General features: G+C 64.4%; 17 protein-coding genes. 7 read left to right on the forward strand and 10 right to left on the reverse strand.

Features of this window, described 5'->3' with window-relative positions; translation table 11 throughout:
• Window positions 1-18 precede the first annotated feature (18 nt).
• From NJC40_RS09570 to NJC40_RS09595, 6 genes are all read right to left on the reverse strand, one after another.
• A complete protein-coding gene (locus NJC40_RS09570; RefSeq protein WP_253142840.1) occupies window positions 19-1071 on the reverse strand; it encodes an ABC transporter substrate-binding protein in 1053 nt (350 codons plus the stop codon).
• A complete protein-coding gene (locus NJC40_RS09575; protein ID WP_253142839.1) occupies window positions 1068-2213 on the reverse strand; it encodes an LLM class flavin-dependent oxidoreductase in 1146 nt (381 codons plus the stop codon). The genes NJC40_RS09570 and NJC40_RS09575 overlap by 4 nt, the downstream gene beginning before the upstream one ends.
• A gap of 206 nt (window positions 2214-2419) precedes the next feature.
• Complete coding sequence (locus NJC40_RS09580; RefSeq protein ID WP_045487077.1) at window positions 2420-4303, reverse strand: ABC transporter ATP-binding protein; 1884 nt, start codon at window positions 4301-4303, stop codon at window positions 2420-2422.
• Window positions 4296-6077: an ABC transporter ATP-binding protein gene (locus NJC40_RS09585; RefSeq protein ID WP_253142838.1), complete on the reverse strand. Its 1782-nt coding sequence runs from the start codon at window positions 6075-6077 to the stop codon at window positions 4296-4298. Before NJC40_RS09585 ends, NJC40_RS09580 begins: the two co-directional genes overlap by 8 nt.
• Before the next feature lie 108 nt (window positions 6078-6185).
• Window positions 6186-7436: an acyl-CoA dehydrogenase family protein gene (locus NJC40_RS09590; RefSeq protein WP_253142837.1), complete on the reverse strand. Its 1251-nt coding sequence runs from the start codon at window positions 7434-7436 to the stop codon at window positions 6186-6188.
• 118 nt (window positions 7437-7554) lie between these two features.
• Window positions 7555-7758, reverse strand: coding sequence for a hypothetical protein (locus tag NJC40_RS09595; protein ID WP_253142836.1), 204 nt, complete (start codon window positions 7756-7758; stop codon window positions 7555-7557).
• A gap of 42 nt (window positions 7759-7800) precedes the next feature.
• On the opposite strand from NJC40_RS09595, the gene NJC40_RS09600 reads away from it, so the two are divergent.
• The 7 genes from NJC40_RS09600 to NJC40_RS09630 all read left to right on the forward strand — a co-directional run bounded on the left by NJC40_RS09600 (window position 7801) and on the right by NJC40_RS09630 (window position 16417).
• A complete protein-coding gene (locus NJC40_RS09600) occupies window positions 7801-8853 on the forward strand; it encodes an ABC transporter substrate-binding protein (RefSeq protein ID WP_253142835.1) in 1053 nt (350 codons plus the stop codon).
• Between the two features lie 14 nt (window positions 8854-8867).
• Window positions 8868-9608 carry a class II aldolase/adducin family protein gene (locus NJC40_RS09605; RefSeq protein ID WP_045487085.1) on the forward strand — a complete coding sequence of 247 codons (741 nt, stop codon included), beginning with the start codon at window positions 8868-8870 and terminating at the stop codon, window positions 9606-9608.
• A gap of 12 nt (window positions 9609-9620) precedes the next feature.
• Window positions 9621-10811, forward strand: coding sequence for an LLM class flavin-dependent oxidoreductase (locus tag NJC40_RS09610; RefSeq protein ID WP_253142834.1), 1191 nt, complete (start codon window positions 9621-9623; stop codon window positions 10809-10811).
• 247 nt (window positions 10812-11058) lie between these two features.
• Complete coding sequence (locus tag NJC40_RS09615) at window positions 11059-12648, forward strand: ABC transporter substrate-binding protein (protein WP_253142833.1); 1590 nt, start codon at window positions 11059-11061, stop codon at window positions 12646-12648.
• Window positions 12641-13732 (forward strand): ABC transporter permease, encoded by a 1092-nt coding sequence (locus NJC40_RS09620; RefSeq protein ID WP_253142832.1) that lies wholly within the window; start codon window positions 12641-12643, stop codon window positions 13730-13732. The genes NJC40_RS09615 and NJC40_RS09620 overlap by 8 nt, the downstream gene beginning before the upstream one ends.
• A 10-nt stretch (window positions 13733-13742) precedes the next feature.
• A complete protein-coding gene (locus NJC40_RS09625; RefSeq protein ID WP_253142831.1) occupies window positions 13743-14591 on the forward strand; it encodes an ABC transporter permease in 849 nt (282 codons plus the stop codon).
• 14 nt (window positions 14592-14605) lie between these two features.
• Window positions 14606-16417 (forward strand): dipeptide ABC transporter ATP-binding protein, encoded by a 1812-nt coding sequence (locus NJC40_RS09630; RefSeq protein ID WP_492180560.1) that lies wholly within the window; start codon window positions 14606-14608, stop codon window positions 16415-16417.
• Between the two features lie 221 nt (window positions 16418-16638).
• Here the strand turns inward: NJC40_RS09630 and NJC40_RS09635 are convergent, their stop codons facing one another.
• The 4 genes from NJC40_RS09635 to NJC40_RS09650 all read right to left on the reverse strand — a co-directional run bounded on the left by NJC40_RS09635 (window position 16639) and on the right by NJC40_RS09650 (window position 23267).
• Window positions 16639-17724, reverse strand: a complete 1086-nt coding sequence (locus tag NJC40_RS09635) for an LLM class flavin-dependent oxidoreductase (RefSeq protein WP_253142829.1) — start codon at window positions 17722-17724, stop codon at window positions 16639-16641.
• A gap of 12 nt (window positions 17725-17736) precedes the next feature.
• Complete coding sequence (locus NJC40_RS09640) at window positions 17737-20340, reverse strand: TonB-dependent receptor plug domain-containing protein (RefSeq protein ID WP_253142828.1); 2604 nt, start codon at window positions 20338-20340, stop codon at window positions 17737-17739.
• A gap of 130 nt (window positions 20341-20470) precedes the next feature.
• Window positions 20471-22042, reverse strand: a complete 1572-nt coding sequence (locus NJC40_RS09645; RefSeq protein ID WP_253142827.1) for an ABC transporter substrate-binding protein — start codon at window positions 22040-22042, stop codon at window positions 20471-20473.
• A 25-nt stretch (window positions 22043-22067) separates the two neighbouring features.
• Window positions 22068-23267 carry an LLM class flavin-dependent oxidoreductase gene (locus NJC40_RS09650; RefSeq protein WP_253142826.1) on the reverse strand — a complete coding sequence of 400 codons (1200 nt, stop codon included), beginning with the start codon at window positions 23265-23267 and terminating at the stop codon, window positions 22068-22070.
• Between the last annotated feature and the right edge of the window lie 62 nt (window positions 23268-23329).

Below are 23329 nucleotides of genomic sequence, written 5' to 3' on the forward strand. Positions count from 1 at the left end.
TGTCTCGTCGCAAAGTGATCAGCCGGTCAACTTGCCAGGGGCAAGGCTCAGCGCATCAAGGGGGCGGGTGTCGATCCAGTCACGGACATCGAAGCGGGTCGCGATGAAGGCCCAGCGCTGGAGAAAATCGGTGAAATCCTGCAGGCCGGCGATGGCCTGTTCGTCGAAGCCGGTGTTCAGGCGCTGATGGGCATCTTCGCCATAGGCGCGCCTGACCCAGTATTCACTGCTGTTGACCTCATAAGACAGAAAACGTCGTGTCTCTTGCGGGTTGTTGCGCGCCCACTGCTCGGCGCGCAACACCGAGCCGAGAATACCGGCGGCAACGTCCAGGTGTTGGTCCAGCAAGTGCTGATCGACGCTCAGGGTTCGCGGTGTGGCGTTATTGCTGCGGATCAGCGGCTCGGGATGGGTGCCGGTGTCGATTACTGTCACCAGCGAGAACTCATGGGCCAGTTGCACGCCATGCGCGCCCTTGAGAAAAATCGCATCGACTTCGCCGCGCAACAGGCCGACCAGTTCGGCGTTACGGGTTTCGGCGCGGTGGCTGCTGACCAGAGTGTTATCCACTGCCTCGGCTGGAGCATCGCTGAAGGTGCCGCCGTGGACATAGTCGACCAGCTCCACGTCACCCACCTGCAGACCTTCCAGGCGCAGGGCATTTTCCAGGCCGCGCAGGGCCTGGGCGCGGGTGAAGTCGATCTGCGCGTTGCGCCAGTGCGGCAGGCCAAAGCGCCGGCCCTTGAGGTCCTTGACCGAACGAATGCCGCTGCCGGGCCGGGCCAGAATCAACTGCGCCTCATCCACCCACGACAGGCCGATGACCCGGGTTTCGCGGCCCTGGGCGCGAGCCCAGATGGCCGGGATATTGCCGCCATGGCGTACCGAGTTGCGCAAGGTATGGTCGAAGTGCGACTCGCGCACGCTCTGCTGGCTGGATTCCCGGATTGACTGCAAGGCGGTGCCCAACGGATCAAGCGCCTCTTTGAGCCAGCCTTTCTGGACTGCCAGGCCCAGGCCGGTGGGCACCGGGCAGCGGGTGTACCAAAGGGTATCGAGTGGCTGGCTCATGCCGTGGCTCCTGCCAATGGGGTAGGTGAATGCTGATGGACCAGCGGCAGCACTTGCTGGCCGATGCGCAGGGCTTCTTCAAGATGCGGATTGCCGGCCAGGATAAAGGTCGAGAAACCGGCGTCGCGGTACTCGCTCAAGCGCTCGGCGATCTGCTCATGGCTGCCCACCAGACCGACGGTGGGGCCAGGCTTGGCCTTGGCGAAACCGGCCCACAGGTTCGGGCCGATGATCAGGTCGTCAAAGCGGTCGATGTTCTGGTGATAGGCCGTCTGCCGCGCGCCGCCCACCGAGTCCGAGCCGCCGGCACCGAACGGCCGTGCGCCAGGCTGATGGAAGCGCTCGAACTGGCGGCGCAGGTCGCTCCAGGCCAAGGCTTCGGTTTCCCGGGCGAACAGGTCGACGCGCAGGCCGAACCGCACGCTGCGCCCCTGACGAGCGGCCAGTTCACGAACCCGCTCGATGTGCGGCTTGAGCTTATCGACCGGTTCCGCCCAGTTCAGGTACACATCAGCGTGGCGGGCGGCGACCTCCAGCGCCGCATCAGAGAACCCGGAAAAGTACACGCCGGGTTTGCGCTCGTGGTGCAGGCCCGGCGGCAGGGCGCCGTTCTCCAGGCGGTAGATCTCACCTTCATAGGAGAACCGCTGGTTGTGCCACAGGCCGTCGATCACATCGAGGAACTCGCCGGTACGCTTGTAGCGCAGGTCGTGTTCGAGAAAGTCGCCGTTGGCGCGCTGGCTGGCCGGGTTGCCACCGGTGATGATGTTCCAGTCCAGCCGGCCATGGCTCAGATTCTGCAAAATCGCCGCTTGCTGCGCGGCATAGGCCGGCAGCGTCCAGGTGGCCTGGAAGGCCACCAGAAAACGGATCCGCCGGGTCTCGCGGGCCAGCGCTGCGGCGACCATCCATGGCTCGGGGCCGGTGGGCAACAGCGCACCTTCAAAGCCTGCCAGCTCGGCAGCCTTGGCCACCTGGGCGATGTAATCGATGTAACCAAAGCCGTCCGCTGCGCCGTCAGGCAGCCGACCGGGGGCAATATGGCCGGGGCGGTGCACAGGGTTGCCACGGTTATGGTTGGCGGTGTTCAGTTGCGGGCCATCGGTTCCCAGTGGCAGACGCCAGAAAAATTCAGTGCTCATCGGGACTCCCGGTGTATGGCGATCCTCAATCCGTCAAGGCTTGAGCAACCGCCATGCCACGCTGTGATTAATAGGCCAAAAGCCGTTGTTTCAAGTAGTTGATCAGTGACGTCAGGCATATCTTTGATCCTTGATGGTTGTCAGGCAGCACTGCACCAGCAGCGCTGCTGATTACACAGCCTTGTGCGGGGTGGGGTTTTGTGGTTTCAACCCGGCGCCAGCTCCTTGGGTGCGGCGCTGATTTCGTCAATCGCCGAACCGTTCGCCGAGCTGCGTTGCCAAGTGCGATACAGCATCGCGTAGGGGCCGTCCTGTTCGATCAGTTGGCGGTGCGGGCCGAGTTCGACCAACTGGCCTTCGCGGATCACCGCAATGCGGTCGGCATCACGAATGGTCGCCAGGCGGTGGGCGATGATGATCGCCGTTCGGCCCAGGCACAGTCGCCGCAGCGCTTGCTGGATGCGCCGCTCGGTGTGCACATCGACGGCCGAGGTTGCCTCGTCGAGGACCAGCACCACCGGGTCGGCCAGATAAGCACGCACCAGGCACACCAGTTGCCGCTGACCGTGGCTGAGGTAGGAGCCCAGCGGCCCGACCTGCGTGTCGTACTGATGTGGCAGGCGCTCCAGCACCTCGTCGGCGCCCAGTTCGCGGGCCGCGCCGATCAACGCGGCATCGTCGGCCTGCGGTGCGGCCATGCGCAGGTTGTCGAGGATGCTGCCGCTGAACAGCACGTTGTCCTGCAGCACCACGCCGACGTTGCGGCGCAATTCATGCTGGGCCAGCTCGCGCACATCCGTGCCGTCCAGGCGCACTGCGCCGTCCTGCACGTCGTAGAAACGGGTCAGCAACTGCACCAGGGTACTTTTGCCATGCCCGGACGGGCCGACGATGGCCAGCACCTCGCCGGCCTCGATCACCAGGTTCAACTGGTCGATCACCGGTTTTGCAGCGTTGGGGTTATAGGCAAAGCGCACGTTCTCGAACGACACCTGGCCACGGGCCTTGCCCAGCCGCCGTGGTTGCTGCGGGTCGGTGACCTGCGGTTCGGTGTCGAGCAGCAGGAAGATCCGCTGCGCAGAGGCGGAGCCGGTGGCGTAGCGTTCGAACAGGTCAGACAGCTCCTGCAACGGGCCGAGAAACAGCATCACGTAGAACAGACTCTCGGCCACCTGACCCACGGTCACAGTGCCTTGCGCCAGCCCCTGGGCGCCGACCAGCAACAGCACGGCCATGGCCACCGCTGCCAGTAGCGCGGTGAACGGCGCGAACCAGCCCGAGCGCAAGCTGCCATGGATCAGTGACCAGTTGAATTCGTCGAGCAACTGCCGATAGCGGCGCAGGTTGGGTTGCTGGCGCACGCATTGTTGCAGCATGCGTGCACCGCCGACGCTTTCGACCAGGTGCGCAGTGAAGCGGCTGCGGTTTTCGGCCACCTTGGCCCAGTTGCGCTGCGAGATACGCTTGAACGCCCAGGTAGCGAGAAACAGCAGCGGCACCGCACCGGCCAGGCTGAGCAAAAACAGCGGCGAGATCAGCCACAGCATCACGGCCGCCACGCTGCAGCGCAAGACGGCGCCGAGCAGCTCCGGCGGGCCCTGGATCACCAGCGGTTCCAGGCTGTCCACATCACGGTCGACCCGCGAGATGATGCGCCCGGCCTTGGTCCGGTCAAAGTAACCGACACTCAGCGCCTGCACATGGGCAAACACCCGCACCCGCAGCTCATTGAGCACGCGGATCGCGGCACTGCCGGCGATGTATTGCGAGACCCCGGCCAGCGCGAAGCGCGCCAGCCAACTGGCGGCCAGCCCGGCGCCGAGCCAGCCGATCAGGAGCATATCGGCGATCCACTGGCCGTCCTGCCGGATCAGGCCACGGTCGAGCAGTTCACGGACAAACCAAGGGCGCAGGAACACGGTGAACACCAGTGCCAGCTCCAGGCCGATGACCAGCAGGATCGAGGTTTTGATCGGCCGCAGCAACGGCAATAGGCGGCTGAACATGCTGCGGTCCAGTGCCTTTTTCGCCAGCAGCTCTTCGATTTCGATGTCGCTCAGGGCTGACTGGCCCTTCAACGGCTTAGCCATGTTCGATCCCCAGCAGGTCGCGGTAGTGTGGATTGCGCTGCAGCAGCTCTTCATGGCTGCCGCTGTCAGCGATTTGCCCGCCGTCGAGTACCAGCACCCGGTCGGCGAGCAAAACGGTCGACAATTTGCTGGAGATCACCAGCAGCGTGGTGACCCGGCCGTGGCTGTGTGGCAAATCACGGATATTGTCCAGCACCTGGCGTTCGCTGATCGCATCCAGCGCACTGGTGGCATCGTCCAGGCACAGAATGTCCGGGCCGGCGAGCAGCGCGCGGGCCAGGTTCAGGCGCTGGCGCTGACCGCCGGAGAGGGTTACGCCCTTGTCCCCCAGCGGCGTGTCCAGCCCTTGTGGCAGGCGTTCCAGCACATCGCTGGCGGCGGCCATCCGCAGCGCTTCGAGCAGTTGCGCGTCACTGGCCTGCGGCGCGCCGAGGCGCAGGTTGGCCGCCAGGGTGTCGGAGAACAGAAAGCTTTCTTGCGGCACCACATGCACCCGTTGGCGCAGCGGGTCGAGTTGCAGGTCGCGCACATCCTGCCAGCCACTGGCATGGCTGCCGAGCAGCACCCGGCCGTCGCTGACATCCACCAGGCGCGGCAGCAGGCTGGCCAACAGGCTTTTGCCGGTGCCGGTGGCGCCGACCAGCGCGACGATTTCGCCGGGTTGCAAGGTCAGGTCGCAGCCCTGCAGGATCGCCCGGCCAGCGCCCGCTGCCTTGACTGTGACCTGCTCCAGGCGCAGGCCCAGCGGGGTGGCCGGCAGGCTGGCGGTGGCACTGCGGATCGCCGGTTGTTCATCGAGCAGTTGCCAGATCCGCTCGGCCGATGAGCGCGCATCGGCAAAGGTCTGCATGACCCGGCCGATGCCCTCGATACGAAACACCAGAGTGGTGACGATCAACAGTGACGCCACCAGCTCACCGATATTGAGCTGGCCCTGGCTGACCAGATGGGCGCCGAACACCAGAATCCAGACATGACTGAGCGCCACCACCACCTGCGGCAACGGGATCCGTGAACTGGCGTAGGCCAACGCCTGGCGGGCATGGCCGGTAAACAGCGTGACCTGGCTGGCAAAGCTGTCGATGCGCCGTTGCTCCAGCGCGAATGACTTGATCACCCGCACCCCGCTGATGCCTTCGGACAGGTCCTGATTGACCCGGTCATAGGCCGCTCCGACCGCCCGGTCGAGGGTCACCAGATGCTCGGTCTGCAACACGAAAATGCTCAGCCCGACCAAGGTCAGCAGCAGCGGCACCAGGCCGAGCAGCGGGTGATACCAGCTCAGCAGCCCGACGGCCGCCAGCACCACCAACGGGGTGTCGAGCACCTGCCGCCAGAAGTTGATCAGCGCATCGCGGACCTTGTCGGCATCGCGGGTGGTCCGGGTGATCATCTCGCCCATGCCGTGCTGCCAGTGATAGCCCAGGTGCAGGCCTTGAACCTGGGCCAGGATGCGTTCGCGCAGGCGGGTCAGCAGTTCCTGGCTGAGCACCAACGCCAGCACCCCGGCGGCGTATTGCACCACGCCACGGGCCAGCGCCACGCCGACAATCAGCCACAGCCAGTGCCAGGCCAGACTGGCGTCGAAACCACCATCATCCAGACGCACCACGGCGCGCCCGGCATTGACGTCATTGAGCGCATGACCGATCAGCCATTGCTGCCAGATCAGGCCCAGGTTGACGGCGACGAACAGCGCCGCGGTAAGACTGAAGCGCCACGGCATCTCGCGGTAGATGGCCAGGCTGCGCAGCAGAGGGTGTTTGTTTATCACGTGCGGAACTCAAGGTATTCATGGGCGGTAGGAGCGGCTTGAGCCGCCAATGGCGGTGGCTGGTTCGCGGCTCAAGCCGCTCCTACGGGTTATGCGCCGGGCTGTGGATCACGCCTTGCGGCTGGCACCTTCGGCCTGTTTGGCGTTGAGGATCGCGGTGTATTCGCCGGGGTCGATGCCGTTGAGGTAGTAGTTGCCCACGTGGTGCAGGCGCCAGCGGATCGGGTCGTGGGTGGTGTGCACCCGGGCGTTGCGCCAGAAGCGGTCGAGGTTCCATTTGCTCAGGGTCGAACTGGCACCAAGCAGCGAGAAGATGTCGCTGGAAATCTTCAGCGAGGCGCCATCGGAATGTGCACGCGCAGTGGCCACCGAAAGAATCAGCTCGTCTTGCAGCTCTTTGTTGTCCGGGTCCAGGTTGTGGCGGTCGAACACCTGCGCCGCTTCACGCAGCAGCGATTCGGCGGCGCGCAGCGCCACGGCGTACTCACCGATCTGCTTGATGATGTGCGGCTCTTCATTGGCGCGCTCGACATTGCTTTCCACCCAGGGCCGGGCGTGGTTTTTCAGGTAATCCACGGCGGCGTTGAGGGCGCCGGAGGCAATACCGGTGTCGATGGCGGCGTGAAGAATTTGCGGGAAGGTCAGGCCGGTGCGTTTCATCGGCCCTTCGCGACGGGCAATGAAGTCTTCGTCGAGCACGATATTGTCGAAGATCACCGTGCCGCTGACCGAGTTGTTCTGGCCGAACGCTTCCCAGTCATCGACCAGGGTCAGGCCGGGGGTGTTGCGGTTGAGCAGCACCCCGGCGCCGCCGCTGTCTGAGGCGGCGGTCAGCGAGATCCACTCGGCCAGGTAGGAGCCGGTGGAGTAGAACTTGCTGCCATTGAGCACCAGCTTGCCGTCTTCGCGGCGTTCGACCCGGGTCTTGAGGGCGAACTTGTTCTTGCCACCCACTTCAGCCAGGGCATTGCCAAAGCGCTTGCCGGCCAGCACGTCGGCGATCAGCCGGTCGCGCACCGCCGGGCTGTAGCCGGTGAAGATGCCGCGCAGCATCACGTTATGAATCTGCAGCAACTGACCAACGCCGCCGTCGGCCACTGAAATCAGCCGCACGGTCTCGACAATGGTCTGCACCGAGGCGCCCAGGCCACCGAATTCCTTGGGTACCCCAATCGCGGTCAGGCCGCTTTGCGAGAGCAACTCGGCCTGGCGCCAGGGCAGGCTGTTGTTATTGGCCGGGTCGGCAGCCAGCCGGGCAATTTCCACCGCCACTTCACGGGCGGTGGCGATGGCCTGTTCTTCACTGTGCAGGCGCTGGGCGGGCGCTTCGGTTGGCTGGGTGTTGTGCGGCGTACTCATGGCTTCACCTTGATTGCTGATTCCTGGGTGTCCCTGCATGCACAGGGCCTTTTCAGGGGTTGAGCAAGTTCTGCGCCAGTGTCCGGCAAGATTCTCAAGGCCTTGTATTTCGCGGCTTTCAGGCCGGCAGGCGGTGAGCTTCAGGCAGGGGTGTTGCTGAATCAGCAACTGTCTGCAGTGGATTGCTGCTGGGCCAGCAGTCGCTGCGCAGTGCTGCTGGAAGATCAGCAAGAAAACCCTTGCCAGTCGCTGGTTTGTAATTTTTATCTTTATAAATCAATAGGTTGAATATTTGGCATGAGCGTTGCGTTAGCACAGTCATAGGCCGGCCCTCCTGGCCCTGACCGACTGTCTGGAGCGACTCATGAGTCAAGCTGCAACGGCTTCACCCCTGGCACCTGCTGCCCTTGAGCAAATCTGGTTTACCCGCTGCCCGGTGCCGACCGCCTCGGGCCTGGCGTTTCAACTGGGCTGGCTGAGCGAAGAATTCGCCGCCGATGGCCTGCCGGTTTCGACCTTGCAGGAAGCCCGTCAGCTGGGCCGTCACCACTACGATCATGAACTGCCCGGGCTGTTTCGCGAGGGCGGCAACGTCCCGGCCCTGGCTGCCCGCGCCGCCGGTGCGCCGAGCCGCTTGATCGGCCTGACCTGGATCGAAGAGTGGCAGACCATCCTGGTCCGTCCCGACTCCGGCATCCGCAGCCCGCAGGATCTTAAAGGCAAACGCCTGGCCCTGCCGGCCTGGGGCGACAACCGCCCGGGCAGCATCGCCCGGGCCATGAGCCTGCACGGCTACAAAGGCGCATTGGCGGTGGCCGGGCTGGGCTTCGACGATGTCGAGCTGGTCGAGGTCGCGCTGCAAGCGCAGCAGGATGCACCGAACCCGCAACTGGGCCTGCAACGCCTGTGGTCGGGCCTGGATTATCTGGTACGCGGTGAAGTCGATGCGGTGTACGTCAAGGGCGCTTCGGCGGCCGATGCCGCGCAGCGTCTGGGCCTGGTGGGGGGCATCGACCTGGACCTGCTGGCTGACCCGCGCCACCGCATCAACAACGGCACGCCACGGCCGATCACCGTGCACCAGAGTCTGCTCGACGATCACTTTGACGTGGTGGTGCGGTTTCTGGCCCAGACCCTGCGCGCCGCCGAATGGGCCGCCGGTAACCGCGAAGCGCTGAACCGCATTCTTGAAGAAGAAACCAAGGCCGGCAGCGCCGGTGTGGCCGCTGCCTATCGCGGCGACTTCCATACCACCCTGGCCCCGGACCTGTCCGCCCAGCGTCTGGAATTTCTCGATACCCAGAAAAAGTTTCTGCACCTGCACGGCTTTCTCGAACGCGACTTCGATATCGCCGCCTGGGTCGATCACGCCCCTCTGCAAGCCGCCCATGAACTGCTGGCCAAGCGCCGCGCCTGAACAGGAATTTCAACATGACCGCTACCATTGCTGAACGCAGCCTGAGCACCGAACAACAGGCTTTTGTCGACAACCTGCTGGTCGAGGCCGATCAGGCCTTCACCGTGTTCCGTGAAACCAACACCATCACCGCCAACGGCACGGTCGGTTTTGTCGAGCGTATTCCCGGCACCGAGCTGCTGGTGTCGGTCAACTACCCAGGCCCGTGGAATTACCGCAAACCGCTGACTGCCACGGTCACTGACTTCGACGGCAATGTCTGGTCGGGCAAGGGCCGTGGTGGCGCCGGGCGCTACACCAAGCTGTTTCAGCAGCACGCTGAGGTCACCACCATCTCCCACGTGCATTCGCCGTACCTCGGCGCCTGGGCGCAGACCCAGCGCAGCTTGCCGTTCAACTACGTGCCGGTGCAGCGCTTCCAGCTGGCCCGTGAACTGCCGGTGTACGTCGACCGCCGCCAGCAGGAAGTCGACTTCATTCTCGACAGCATCAAGGCCAACCCTTTCACCCCGGCGATTCTCGAAGCCAACGGCGGCGCCACGGTGTGGGGCAAGAAGGGCCTGCGCGATCTGGCCGAATTCATCGTGCTGCTGGAGGAAGGCGCACAGATTCAGTTGCTCGCTGAATCCATCGGCGGCTCCCGCGCCTTCGGCCCCGGAGTTCTGACCCAGCAATGGAAAATGAGCGGCCTGTACGAGCAGGCGCAGGGTCTGGGCCTGGTGCCTGCCATCGACCGCCGCCCTGAACAGCAATAAGGATCAAACAGCATGGCCGTGAAAATTCTCTGGTACCTCACCACACCTGACGGGCCTTACCCATGGGAGCCCGAGGGCCGCTGGAACACCGACTTCGAGCACCTCAAGCAACTGGCCGTGGCCAGTGACCGGCTGGGCTACTACGGCTCCTTGCTCGGTTCGAGCCCCAACGAAAGCCTGGCCGTCGCTGCTTCGTTGATCGACGCCACCAAACGCCTGCGCTTTCTGGTGGCCCAGCATCCGGGCGAGCTGTCACCTGCGGTGCTGGCCAAGTGGGCGCTGACCTTCGATCAGTTCTCCAATGGCCGCCTGCTGTTCAACGTCGTCAATGGCAATGATGCTGGTCTGGCAACCCTGGGCGTGCATTACCCGCACGATGAGCGCTATGACTTCAGCCTCGAATACTGGAAGGCCTTCAAGAGTATTTATGCCGGCGAAACCGACGGCTTTGACGGCAACTACGTCAAGCTGGCGCCGCGGCCGGCAGGCGCTGCCGGGCACCCGTTGGGCGGCTGGCATGCACCGCTGCAAAAACCGGGCATCCCGCTGTGGGGCGCCGGCACTTCCGGCCCTGGCGTGGCGCATTCGGTGCAACTGCTCGATGTGTACCTGAGCTTTGCCAACACCCCACCGAAACTCGGCGAGAAATTCCGCCGGGTAGCCGCCGAGGCGGCGAAGATCGGCCGCGAACTGACCTTTGGTACGCGCCTGCAGATCATCGTCCGCGAGACCGAAGAAGAAGCCTGGGCGCATGCCGAGAAGCTCCTGCAACGCACCTCGCTGCAGACTGCGCTCAACGCTGTGCAGCGCCAGTTGCCGCCGGGTGAAACCCTGCAGACCTTCCACAGTGACGACCCGCAGATCCAGCGCAATATCGAGACCCTGCGCAGCGGCAAACTGCCCAAGGCCCGTGATCTGGAAATCTACCCCAACGTCTGGGTCGGCCCGAGCCTGTTCGGTTTCAACATTCTTGGCCCTGCGGCCGGCACTTATCTGGTCGGCAGCGCCGAGCAGGTGGCCGAGCGCATCCGCGAATACGAAAGCCAGGGCACCTCGGCATTCATCCTCTCGGGCTTCCCGCTGATCGACGAAGCCCATCGGGTGGCCGACCTGCTGTTGCCGTTGCTGGAGCTGGATCACGGCTTCGAGGTGCCGTCGCTGGGCGTCGCCCGGCGCACCGCCGAGCCCGCGGTGCCCGCGTAATGACCCTGTAGGAGCGGCTTTAGCCGCAATACATTCAATTAGGTCCTACATACCTAGGTGGGAGCGACCTTGGTCGCGAAGAGGCCAGTAAAGTCACAGCATTTGTAGTGAATGTGCCGCCGTCTTCGCGAGCAAGCTCGCTCCCACCGGGGGCATACAGTACCTAAGTGAACAGTATTGGCTTTAGCCGCGAATGGCCGGGCCAAGGTTCCTTATTGACGTTTCACCGTTTGCAGATGGAGTCAGCATGAGTCACGAATTTTCCCGCCGTATCTTTCTCGGCAACAGCCTGATGGCCGGTGGCGGCCTGCTGCTCGGTGGCCTGCTGGGCGGTTGCGACAACGGCAGCAAGGTCGGCGCGGCAGCGTCTGCCCAGGCAGGTGCCGCCGCCGCTGCGCTGACTCCGGTGCGGGGCGGTCGGCTGCGGGTCGGCATCATTGATGGCGACCAGGCCGGCAACCTCGACGCTCACAAGCCGCTGGGCGGCGGGATCATTCGTGGCTGGGCGCTGTACAGCAAGTTCTGGGAGTGGAACCCGGATGTCAGCACCCGCCTGGCCCTGGCCGAATTCGCCGAACCGAATGCCGACGCCAGTGCCTGGACCATCCGCCTCAAGCAAGGTCTTGAGTTCCACCACGGCAAGACCATCACGGCTGACGATGCGCTGTTTTCGATCCTGCGCCTGACCGATCCAAAACTGGCCTCACCGTTTGCCGGGCTGGTGGGCAGCATCGACCGCAACGCGTTGCGCAAACTCGATGAGCGCACCATCGAGATCCGCTTCAAGCAGGGCCAGAGCTTTTTCCCGCTGGACGAAACCCTGATCAGCTTCGGCGGCATCGTGCCCACCGATTACGACCCGGTGACCAACCCGGTGGGTAGCGGCCCCTACAAGCTCAAGAGCTTCATCCCCGGCCAGCGTTCGCTGTACACCCGTTTCGAGAACTACTACAAACCCAACCAGCCGTACGCCGACGAGCTGGAAATCATCGAATTCAAAGACCAGGTCTCGCGCTTGGCCGCATTGCGTGCCGGGCAGATCGACGTCGCCAGCGGCGTGACCGCCGAGCACACGGCAACCATCAAGGCTGACTCACGGCTGCGCCTGTACGCCTCGCCGACCACCTCGTTCAGTGGCTTCAACCTCAACGTGGCCAAGGCGCCCTTCGACGACCCGCGGGTGCGTGAGGCCTTCCGCCTGCTGGCCGACCGTGAAGAGTTGGTGGCTCGCGCCCTGAACGGTTTTGGCCGGGTCGGTAACGACCTGTATTCGCCGCACGACCCGACCTTCAACCATGCCATCGCCCAGCGTAAATACGATCTGGAGCGGGCCAAGGCACTGTTGCGCGAAGCCGGCCAGGAGAACCTGCGTGTCGAATTCACCACCCCGCCAGGCGGCACCGCCAACGCAGCGCTGGTGTTCGCCCAGCAGGCCAAAAAGGCCGGCGTCGAGATCAAGGTCACCCAGGTCGATAACTCGGTATTCAACGGCCCGCAACGCGACAACTGGGTGATGTCGCCGGCCTCGACCCCGGCGCGTGGCTTTCTGGCCACCGCGCTGCACAACGAGGCGCCGACCGCGATCTACAACCGCAGCAACTTCCACGATCCGCGTTTCGACGAACTGTTCCTCCAGGCTCTGGCCCAGCCTGACCTGGAGAAGCGCAAGGTGCTGGTCCATGAGGCTCAGCGTATCCAGCACGAGCGCGGCTCGCTGTTGATCTGGGGCTTTGCCGATATCCTCGATGCGGCGTCGGCCAGGGTTGGCGGCCTGACGCCGGAACAGACCACCTTCGCCTCCTGGCGCTTTGACAGCCTGTGGTTGAACCATGCCTGATTCCTCTGCTGTACCGGGTTACTCAACCGCGCCGCGGCGGCGTTTTCAGGCGCCGGCCTGGCTGTCATGGTTTGTCGGCCGGCTGGGCTATGGCCTGCTGACCGCCTGGGTCATCAGCCTGGTGGTGTTCATCGCCACCCAGGCGCTGCCGTCTGACCCGGCACGGGTGATTCTCGGCCCTGATGCGCCGCTGGAAAGCGTGCTGACCCTGCGTCAGCAACTGGGCCTCGATCAGCCGATTCTGCTGCAGTACTGGCACTGGTTGCTGCGCACCCTGAGCGCTGATCTGGGCACCTCGCTGGACTCCCAGGCGCAGGTCAGCACCATCCTGTTCAGCCGTTTCGGCAACACCCTGGCGCTGTTGCTCGGGGTCTTACTGACTGCTGTACCGCTGGCCCTGGCCCTTGGCGTGACCCTGGCGTTGCGCCGCGACAGCCGTCTGGACCGTTGGGCGCTTTCACTGCTGATCTACCTCAAGGCCACGCCGGGCTTTCTGCTGGCCATCGCCCTGGTGCTGCTGTTTTCGATGCCGCACTTCGACTGGCTGCCGGCGGTATCGCTGCTCGACCCGGACCAAGGCCTGCTTGCGCAACTGCACTTTCTGGTGCTGCCGATTTTCGCCCTGTCGCTGTCGGCGCTGCCGTACCTGACCCGTATGGTGCGTGCTTCGATGATTGAGGCGCTGGAGTCCGACTACGTGATCGCTGCCCGCCTGCGCGGGGTGCCGGAGCGCCGTATCGTCTGGCTGCACACATTGCCCAATGCGCTGATCCCGGCCATCCAGGGCGTGGCGCTGACCCTGCGCACGCTGATCGGTGGGGCGCTGCTGGCCGAAGTGATTTTCAGCTATCCCGGCATCGGCACCACCCTGAATTCGGCGATCCAGATGCGCGACCTGCCGTTGATACAGGCAGCGGTGCTGGTCACCACCCTGGGCGTGGTGCTGGTCAACCTGCTGGCCGACCTGCTCACCGTCTTGCTGACCCCGAAACTGCGCACTGCCCGCAAGGTGCACATGATCAACCGTAACCGCCGGGGCATCCGCCCCTGGTGGCGTCGCACCCCGGCCCGTCAGGCCGGTTGAGGAAACCGTTATGAGCACTGCATCCGCTGCTGCCCGCTGGCGCCTGTTATGGCGCGAACCCCAGGTGCGTCGTGGCCTGATCATTACCCTGCTGGTGGTCGTGGTGGCGGTGTTCGGGCCGCTGCTGGCACCGCATGCATCGACCGACATGGTCGGCCCGGTGTACGGCGCACCGAGTAGTGAAGCCTGGCTGGGCCATGACTTTCTTGGCCATGATGTGCTGTCGCGCCTGCTCGCCGGTGGCCTGTCGGTGCTGTGGATGTCGCTGGCGGCGGCGCTGATTGCCCTGCTGGTGGGCGTCAGTCTGGGCCTGGCGGCCGGTTTTTCCCGGCGTCGGCTGGACCAGACGATCATGTGGGGGGCGGACATCTCGCTGGCTTTTCCCGACCTGATCCTGGTGCTGCTGATTGTCTCGATGCTCGGGCGCCAGCCTTGGTTGATCGTCCTCACCGTGTCGATTGCCTTTATCCCAGGCGTGATCCGTCTGGCGCGTGGCAGCACTGTGGCGGTGGCCAGCCAGGAGTTCGTCGAGGTGGCGCAGATGATGGGGTACTCCCGGCGGCGGATCCTGTTCAAGGAAATCCTGCCCAACATCCTGACCCCGCTGCTGGTGCATTTTGGCAACATGCTGACCTGGGGCGTGGGGATCCTCTCGGGCCTGAGTTTTCTCGGTTACGGCGTGGCGCCGCCGGCGGCCGACTGGGGGTTGATGATCAACGAGAACCAGGCCGGCCTGCTGGTCCAGCCGTGGCCGGTGCTGTCCCCGGCGCTGATGATCGGCATCTTTGCCTATGGCACCAACATTCTGGCTGAAGGCATTGGCCGCAGCGCGGCGCGGATCGGGGACAAGCAAGCATGAGTGTGATCGCAGAAATGAGCCTTGAACAACGCGCCCAAGTGGCCAGCGCCCTTGAACCGCAGCTCAGCGAGCCGCCAGTGTTGTCGGTTGCCGGCTTGCGGGTCGAGCTGAGCGCCGATGTCGATGTGCTCGACAAGGTGTCGTTCAGCTTGCGGGCCGGGGAAATCGTCGGTCTGGTCGGCGAGTCCGGTTCCGGCAAGACCACCTTGGCCACAGCGCTGCTGGCCCACGCCCGACGCGGCGCACGGATTACCGCCGGGCGGGTGGAGATTGCCGGCCAGTCATTGCTAAGCCTGCACGGCGAAGCATTGCGTCAGGCCCGTGGCAGCCTGATCGGCTACGTCCCCCAGGACCCGGCCACCGCGCTGAACCCGGCGCTGCGCATCGGCAGCCTGCTGCGCGAAACCCTGGCCGCCCACGACCCCGGCCTGAGCGGTGAGCAGCAGCGCCTGCGTTTGCAGGAAACCCTGCGCGATGTCGGCTTGCCGGACGATGAGCTGTTTCTCAAGCGCTTCGCTCACCAGCTGTCGGGTGGTCAGCAGCAACGAGTGTTGCTGGCCCTGGCCTTTGTGTTGCGACCACGCCTGATCGTTCTGGACGAGCCGACCACCGCGCTGGACGTCACCACCCAGGCGCATATCCTCGACACCCTGCGCCGGCTGTGCAAAAGCCAGGGCGTGGCGGCGGTGTATGTGTCCCACGACCTGGCGGTGATCAAGGACCTGGTCGACCGGGTGATGGTCATGTATGCCGGCCGGCTGGTTGAAACCGCCAGCCGCGAAGAGCTGTTCAGCCGCCCGGCGCATCCCTACACCCGTGGCCTGCTGGCGGCGATTCCGGATGTGGCCGAACGCCGTGAGATCAATGCGATTGCCGGTCATGCACCGGCTCCGGCGCAGCGCCCGGCGGGTTGCTCGTTCGCTCCGCGTTGCCCGCGCAGCACGGCCGCCTGCCAGCAAGAGCCGACACTGCAGGCGCTCAGCGGCCAGCAGCAGGTCGCCTGCCTGCACCCGCATCTTGAAGCGTTGGCCCTGGTGACCCAGACGCCACTGGCTGCTGCCGTCTTGCAGCACGAGGCCCGGCCGTTGCTGGAAGTGGCCAGCCTCGACGTGGCCTATGACCGTCAGGTGTTGTTCGATATCTCGCTGCAAGTGCGCGCCGGTGAATGCCTGGCACTGGTCGGTGAGTCCGGTTCCGGCAAGACCAGCCTGGCCCGCACCCTGGCCGGCCTGGGCGAGAACGCCGCTGGCACGCTGCACTACGCCGGCCAGCCGCTGAGCCTGCAAGCCCGCCAACGCAACCCGGACCTGCGTCATCGCATCCAGTACATCTTCCAGAACCCGTATCGCGCCCTGAATCCGCGCCAGACGGTAGGCGAGTGCCTGGGCGCGCCGTTGCAGCACTTCTTCGGTATCAAAGGCGCGGCCGCCCGCGAACGCGTGGCGGCGGTACTCAAGCGCGTATCGCTGCCGGCCAGCACCGCCGAGGCGTATCCACACAGCCTGTCGGGCGGCGAACGCCAGCGCGTAGCGATTGCCCGCGCGCTGATCTGCGAACCGCAACTGCTGATCTGCGACGAAGTGACCTCGGCGCTGGACGTTTCGGTACAAGCCTCGATCCTCGCCCTGCTGCGCGAACTGCAAAGCGAAGGCCTGACCCTGCTGTTTGTCACCCACGACCTGGGCGTGGTGCGGGCCATTGCCGATCGGGTGGTGGTGCTCAAGTCCGGACGGATTCTGGAGCAGGGCAGCGTCGAACAGGTACTGGACCGGCCAGAGAGCGAGTACACCCGTACCTTGGTGAGTAATTCGCCGACGTTGGTTTGAAGCTGGCAGTGCATAGCACTGCCAGGGACCTTTGCGCTGCTATCGCCTGCAGAGCAGCCTCCCACAGTCTTGTGCCGTACATGAAATCCATGCTCGACACATCGCCTGGGTAAGTCAGCTTGCTTGTGTCGTCCATGCAACCCATGAGCGGTGTATCACTTGTGGGAGGCAGCTCTGCTGGCGAATGCAGTGCGCAGCGCTGCCAGGTGCCTCAAGGTTCACTAAGCCCGCAGCAACGCTCGCCGCCGCGCCTCTTCGCGCACCGCCGGAATGATCCAGCGACCATAGTCCACCGTGTCATACAGCGGGTCATAGCCGCGATTGAGGAAGGTGGTCACCCCCAGATCCACATAATCGAGCAGCGCTTCGGCGACGGTTTCCGGGGTGCCGACCAGTGCTGTGGTGTCGCCGTAGGCGCCGACCGCGCTGGCGGTGGGCATCCACAGGGCGCGGTCGTGGCGGTCGCCGGCGGCGGCGGCAGCCAATAGGCGTTCAGTGCCGGTGCCCTTGATGCGTTTGCGCCACGGGCTGCCTTCGGCGAACTGCGGGTTGGCCTTGATCTGCGCCAGAATCTGTTCGGCGCGCTGCCAGGCCAGTTCTTCGGTTGCGCCGAGAATCAGCCGCACCGAGAGGCTGACCCGTGGCGCGGGCTTGCCGGCAACGCTGGCGGCGGCGCGCAGCTTGCCGATCTGTTCGGCCACGCCGTTCAGTGGCTCGCCCCATAGTGCATAGAGGTCGGCATGCTGTACGGCGATCTGATAGGCGATGTCTGACGAGCCGCCAAAGGAAATCGGAATGTGCGGCTTTTGGACCGGCTTGACCGGCGAGAATGCGCCCTTGATCTGGAAATACTGGCCGTCATAGTCAAACGGTTCTTCGCTGGTCCAGGTGCGCCGCACGATATCCAGGTATTCGCCGGCGCGCTTGTAGCGCTCGGTCTTGTCGAGCAGAAAGTCACCTTCCTGCGGCTCGGCGGTGATGCCGGTGATCGCGTGCATGCGCAAACGTCCGCCGCCGGTGGTGTGGTCCAGGGTGGCAAAGGCCCGCGCGGCCACGGTGGGAGCGGTCAGCCCCGGCCGGTGGGCGATCATGAAACCCAGCCGCTCGGTCTGCGAAGCCGCATAGGCAGCGATCTGCAGGCTGTCGGCGCTGCCGGGGCCGCTGGCGATCAGCACCCGGTCGAAGCCGGCCTGCTCGTGGGCGCGGGCATGGTGGCTGATAAACGGCAGATCGAAATCCGCGCTGCGCTGGCCGTGGGTTTCGGACCATTGGCGGGGAAAGATCATGCCGACAAATTCGATGGACATACGCTGTTCCTCTTAGAACTGATAATCGACCTGGGCCAGCACGGTGCGGCCCTGCATCGGTTGCAGGAAGGTGTTGGTGGAACCGGCCAGGCCGCTGACGAAGTTCAGCTCATCAGTGAGGTTGAGCACCCGCAGCGTGGTGCTCCAGGTCGGCTGGCGGTAGTACAGGGCCAGGTCCAGGTTGTACTCATTGGGGATCTGTACGGTCTTGCTCAGGTTCAGGTACCACTTGCTGGTCCACCAGCCGGACAGCTCGGCACCGAAGCCGTTGTCGAAGCGGTAATCGACAAAGCCGCTGGCGGTGTATTCGGGAATCTGCACGGCGTCGTATTTGCCCGACGGGCGCTGGTTGAGACTGTTGTTGTCACCGAACACTGTGCCGTTGTCAGGCACGAAACCCGCCGAGGCAAAACCGGCCTGGGAGGTGAACTCGTTATAGGCCTTGAGCTTGCTCAGGTTCACGCCGCTGCGCAGGTTGTCGTTGGGCTGATAACGCACCGTGGACTCCACGCCCTTGATGATCAGCCGGGCAATGTTGTTATTGCTGTCCGGCGCCTGGTCGCGGGCCTGCTTGAAGCCGGCCACGGAGAAGAACAGGGTGTTGGGGATCGCATCGACCTTCAGGCCGACTTCATGCAGCACCGACAGGCTCTGGAACTGCAGCGGGTTGAGCAGGTTGGCTGCCGCGCCGCTGCCCCAGCCGATACCGTTGGAGAAGAACCCGGTATTGACCGCCAGCGAACGGTCGAAGGTGTAGTACAGGGTGCTGTTATCGGTGGGTTTAATGTAGGGGCTGACCTGCACCGAGAACAGCCGGTAGCTGTCGCTGTCCTTGCGCTGGCTGGCGCCGGGCAGGGCGAACGGGTTCTCGATGCGCGCATCGATCCAGCTGCGGCTGGCGCCGATGTTCAGGCCGACGCGCTGGTTGAAACTCAGGTTGTGCTGGCTGAACAGGGTTTTGGTGGTCCACACGCTTTCGGCGGTATAGGGCGCCACCGACTCGGCATATAAACCATGGCCGGCCGGGTACATGGCCGGCAGGTTGAGGTAGCCGTAATAGTTGGAGAACTGCGCCACGCCCGGTTGGCCGATCCATGCGCCCTCGCCACCGGCCGGGTTGCTGCCGGTCAGGCCCAGCAGGTCGCCGGGGTTTTTGCCTGCCGGGTCCTGGGTCAGGTCGTAGGCGTAGATATTGCCGCCAAAGCTGTTGTTGGCGGCAATCGACTGGTTGAACTCGCGGCGGTAGATCAGCCCGCTGTTGCTGTCGTCGACCACCTTGATGCCGAACAGCTCACCCTCGTTGCGCCAGCGCAGCTCGAAGCGGTTATCGAAGAGGTTGTCTTTCGATTGCACGTTGAACGAGCCCACGGCATCGGTGATGTCGTTGGAGCGCTCGTAGAACGTGCTGTTGGCCAGGGTGATGTCCGGGCTCAGGTCCCACTCGGCGCGCAACTGGGTAATGAAGCGCCGTGAGCTGCTTTGATCCTCGGCGCGCTGGCTGGTTTGCGACGACAGCGAAGTCAGACCGTTACCGGCCAGATTCGGGTCATAGACCCAGCCGCGTACCGTACCGGGGCTGGCCTGGGTGTTGGGCGAGGCCGTCTGGAAGCTGTTATTGACCACAGTGTACTGGCCCTGGGCATTGCGCTGGCGCTGGACCCAGCCGGTCACCGGGGCGTTGGCTGCGCCCGATTGCAGCACCGGCGACCACAGGGTGTTGCCGTTCTGGATAATCGGCGTGGCGCGCCCGGCGTAGTACTTGCCATGGTCAACCAGCTCTTGGGTGGCGCGGTTCCAGCCGTGGGTGATGTTGTAGTCGTAGTAGTTGTCGTAGCTGGCGTTCCAGTTGACCCGCACGCCATCGCTGCGCCAGGCGAAGGCGCCGTAGAAGGCGTTGAAGTTGTTGTCGACGTTATCGTAGTAATCCTGGTTGCGCTGCTGGGTGACGCTGAAGCGATAGGCCAGGCTGTCGGTCAGGGGGGCGGTGGTATCGACCGTGTATTTGCCCGAGCCACGCGAGGTGGCACCGGGGTTCCAGCCGCCGAGTTCGGCGCTGATTCGGGTGCGTTGTTCGTCGAAGTCAGGCTTCTTGCTCAGGTAGTTGACGTAGCCACCGCTGCCCGACACCGAGCCGTAGGTCACTGACGAAGGCCCGGCGACAATGTCGGCGCCTTCGATGCCATTGAAGTTGGCCGGGTGACGCACCGCGTAGCCGCGCTGGCCGTCATGGAACACTTCCGAACCCTGGCCACGAAACTGCGGCGCCAGGCCGGCGTTCTGACCGCCGCCACGGGTGATGCCCGGTGCGTATTTGACCAGGTCGTCACTGCTGCGGATCGGGTCGCGGGCCAGTTGCTCGGCGTTGACCTGAGTGACCGAACGCGGGGTGTCGAGCACGCTGGCCTGCAGCCCGCCATACACCGACGTCGGTGGCCGGGTCGGGACGATGGCGGTGTCAGGGTCGGCTGTCTTTTCAGCTTCCACAGTCACTACGCCCAGGGTCGGGTCCTGGGCGTCTTGTGCCCACACCGACGAGGGCAACAGCGCAAGCAGTGCCACCGACAGCAGCGTGGGTTGAAAACCGGCACGGGCCGGGGATGTAGCGATTACAGGCATGAGCGTCTCCCTGCACGGTGGCCTGTCAGCCAGCGTGCTGATTGCTAAAGAGGTGTGCTTTCCTGCCTGTGCGTTCGCTCGGAAAGTCTGCGGGGGGTGCGGCTTCAGTCGCGCCGCAAGCGGTGGTTCATCAGGCCTTGCCCGTCAGCCACAGGTTGTCGAAGCGCCAGGTACTGAACTGGGTGCGTTCCGCGCCGGCGCCGCCAACGTGGCTGGCAAAGCCATCGAGCTGGTCGGTGTAGCCCCAGATCAGCATGCCGCCGCGCTCGTACTGAATGCGCTGCAACTGATGGACCAGCGCGGTGCGTTGGGCCAGCTCCGGCTGGGCCATGGCCTGGTGAAACAGGCGGGTGAATTCCGGGTCCTGGAAGTTGGTCTTGTTCGCTACCGCAAAGGGTGCGTCGGTATGAATCGCGCTGGCCAGAAACGGCGAGCCGATGCTGCCGCCGGTGCTCAGTGGCCATTCGGTTTTCTGCGGGCCCTGGAAGGTCGGCAGGTCGACTTGCCTGACTTTGAGCGTGACTCCCGCTTCGCGGGCCTGCTCGGCCAGCACCAGAGCGGCCGAGGCACCGGGGCCAGGCGTGGTGATCAGCTCCAGTTGCAGGTTTTCCTGGCCGGCATCTTTGAGCAGTTGCCGCGCTGCCGCGACATCGTAGGGGCGTGGCGGCAGGCTGTGATCGAAGGTCGGATCGCTGGGCGAGTACAGGTCATTGGCCACTCGGCCCTGACCATTGAGGGCGCGCTGCACCAGATTTTCGCGATTGGCCAGCAGACGAAACGCCTGACGCACGCGCGGGTCATCGAACGGCGCCTTGGCGGTGTTCATGTCAAACGACAGCCAGTTACCGGTCACGGAGCTGACCAGTTTGATGCGCGGGTCGCGGCGCAGCACATCCAGCTGCTCGCTGGGCATGCCGTTGGCCATGTCGATCTGCCCGGCGCGCAGTGCGGCCAAGCGTGATATCTGGTCTTTGAAATCGATGATTTCCAGCTCGTCGGCGTAGGGTTTGCCGTTCTTGAAGTAGTTCTCGAAGCGGCTGAACACCGAGCGCTGGCCGGGGGTAAAACTCTTGAGCTTGTAGGGGCCGGCGCCGACCGGGTTGGTCACCGGGTGATAGTCCACCGGCACGATGCCGCCGAAGTTGACCCAGGTTTCTGCCAGCGGAAAGTAACTGCGCCCGTCGCGGAAACTCAGGCGGATGGTGCGCTTGTCGAGCTTGACCAGATTATCCCGGTCGACCCAGTGCAGCAGCGCCGCATAGGGCGAGGCCAGTTGCGGGTCGGTGAGGCGGCGGATCGAGAAAATCAGGTCATCGGCATCGATGGTCTTGCCGTGATGAAACTCCAGGTCCTGGCGCAGGCGCAGAGTCCAGGTCTTCGCGTCCGGGCTGACCTCGGCTGCTTCGGCCAGGGCCAGACGTGGCTGCATGTTTTCGTCCCACTCCCAGAGTTTGCTGTACAGCGCAAAGCCACGCACGATGCCGCTGCCCACCGGCTTGTGGGCATCGAGGTTGCCGCTCTGGTTACCATCGATGATGCCCAGCCGCAGCCGCCCGCCATACTGCGGCTGGCCAGTGCCGTGGCCGCTGGCCTGGCTGGTCGGGGCCGCGCCGTCGCAGCCACTGAGCAGGCCGCTGCCGCCCAGCACCAGACCGGCCCCCAGCAATGCGGTGTTGTTGAGCAGATGCCTGCGGCTGATCATGCGTGGCGCTCCTTGAGTTCAGGTTTCAGTGGGCGTTGGCGACGGCCGCCAGTGGCGCCACGCTGGCCGAGCTTTTCACCAGTTCGCCACGTTCGCTGCGAAAGTGCGGCAGGATGTGCTGGCCCAGGCGATAGGCTTCTTCCAGGTGCGGGTAACCGGCGAGGAAAAACAGCTCCAGGCCCAGCGCGTTGTACTCGCGAATGCGCGCCACCACGTTTGCGTAACTGCCAACCAGCGCGCAGCCCGGCGGTACACCGATATAGCCGAAGCCGGCCCAGACATTGGGGTAGATGAAGAAGTCGTCGTACTGTTTGACGTCTTCGCGCTGGCCGAACTGTTCTTCGTAACTGAGCTTGCGCGCCGTGCGCAGGCCCGAGTGCGCCGCCACGGCCTTGGCCGCGCCACGGGCGATGCCGTCGTCGAAAAAGCGCTTGGCCTCGGCGTGGGCTGCCTCCTCGGTTTCGCGGGTGATCACATCAATCGACAAGCCGAAGCGGATGTCCTGGCGACCATGCTTGAGGGCGCGTTCACGCACATCGGCAATCAGCGCGGCGATCTGCTCGGGATGCTCGGCGCGCATCAGGTAGTAGTCCGCGTGCTTGGCGGCGAACTCGCGGGCGGCAATCGACGAGCCGGCGGTGCAGATCACCGGCAGTTCGGCCTTGTTCAGCGGATGCCGCAGGCCGCCGCCTTCGGCGCTATAGAACTTGCCCTGATAGTGGAAGTTTTCGTTGTGCCAGAAGCCCTTGACCACATCGAGAAATTCCGTGGCGCGTTCATAGCGCTCATCGTGGTCGCTGAAGTCACCGACCTGGCGCTGGATCGCGTCAGAGCCGCCGTTGATGATGTTCCACACCAGGCGGTTGCCTGTCGCTCGCTGGTAGGTCGCCGCCTGCTGCACGGCCACCCAGGGTGTGTAGTGGTAAGGCTGAAAGGCAGTGACGAACTTCAGGGTGCGGGTTTCCCGGGCCAGCAGCGAGCAGACTGTCCACGGTTCTTCACCGCTGGGCGCGTTGACCATCAGCACCCCGCCAAAGCGGTTGATCTCGTTGGCGCGGGCGATCTGGCCCAGGTAATCGATGTAGGTGAACGGGTCACCGACCTTGAAGTCCGACACCGCGCCGGTGCCGTCACTGGGCCCCCAGTCGCCACGGTTACGCGGGTCGCCCGGCAGGTATTGGGTTTCGCCGTGCAGCGGCAGGCGGCTGAAGAATTCGATGCTCATGAGGGTGGTCTCGACAATCAATGGAGGGCCAACGGGAAACTGCCCTGGCAGCTTCCCGGCGG

Origin of the sequence: Pseudomonas sp. 21LCFQ02 (assembly GCF_024129895.2) — a bacterium.
In the GTDB taxonomy this organism is placed as follows: Bacteria; Pseudomonadota; Gammaproteobacteria; order Pseudomonadales; family Pseudomonadaceae; genus Aquipseudomonas.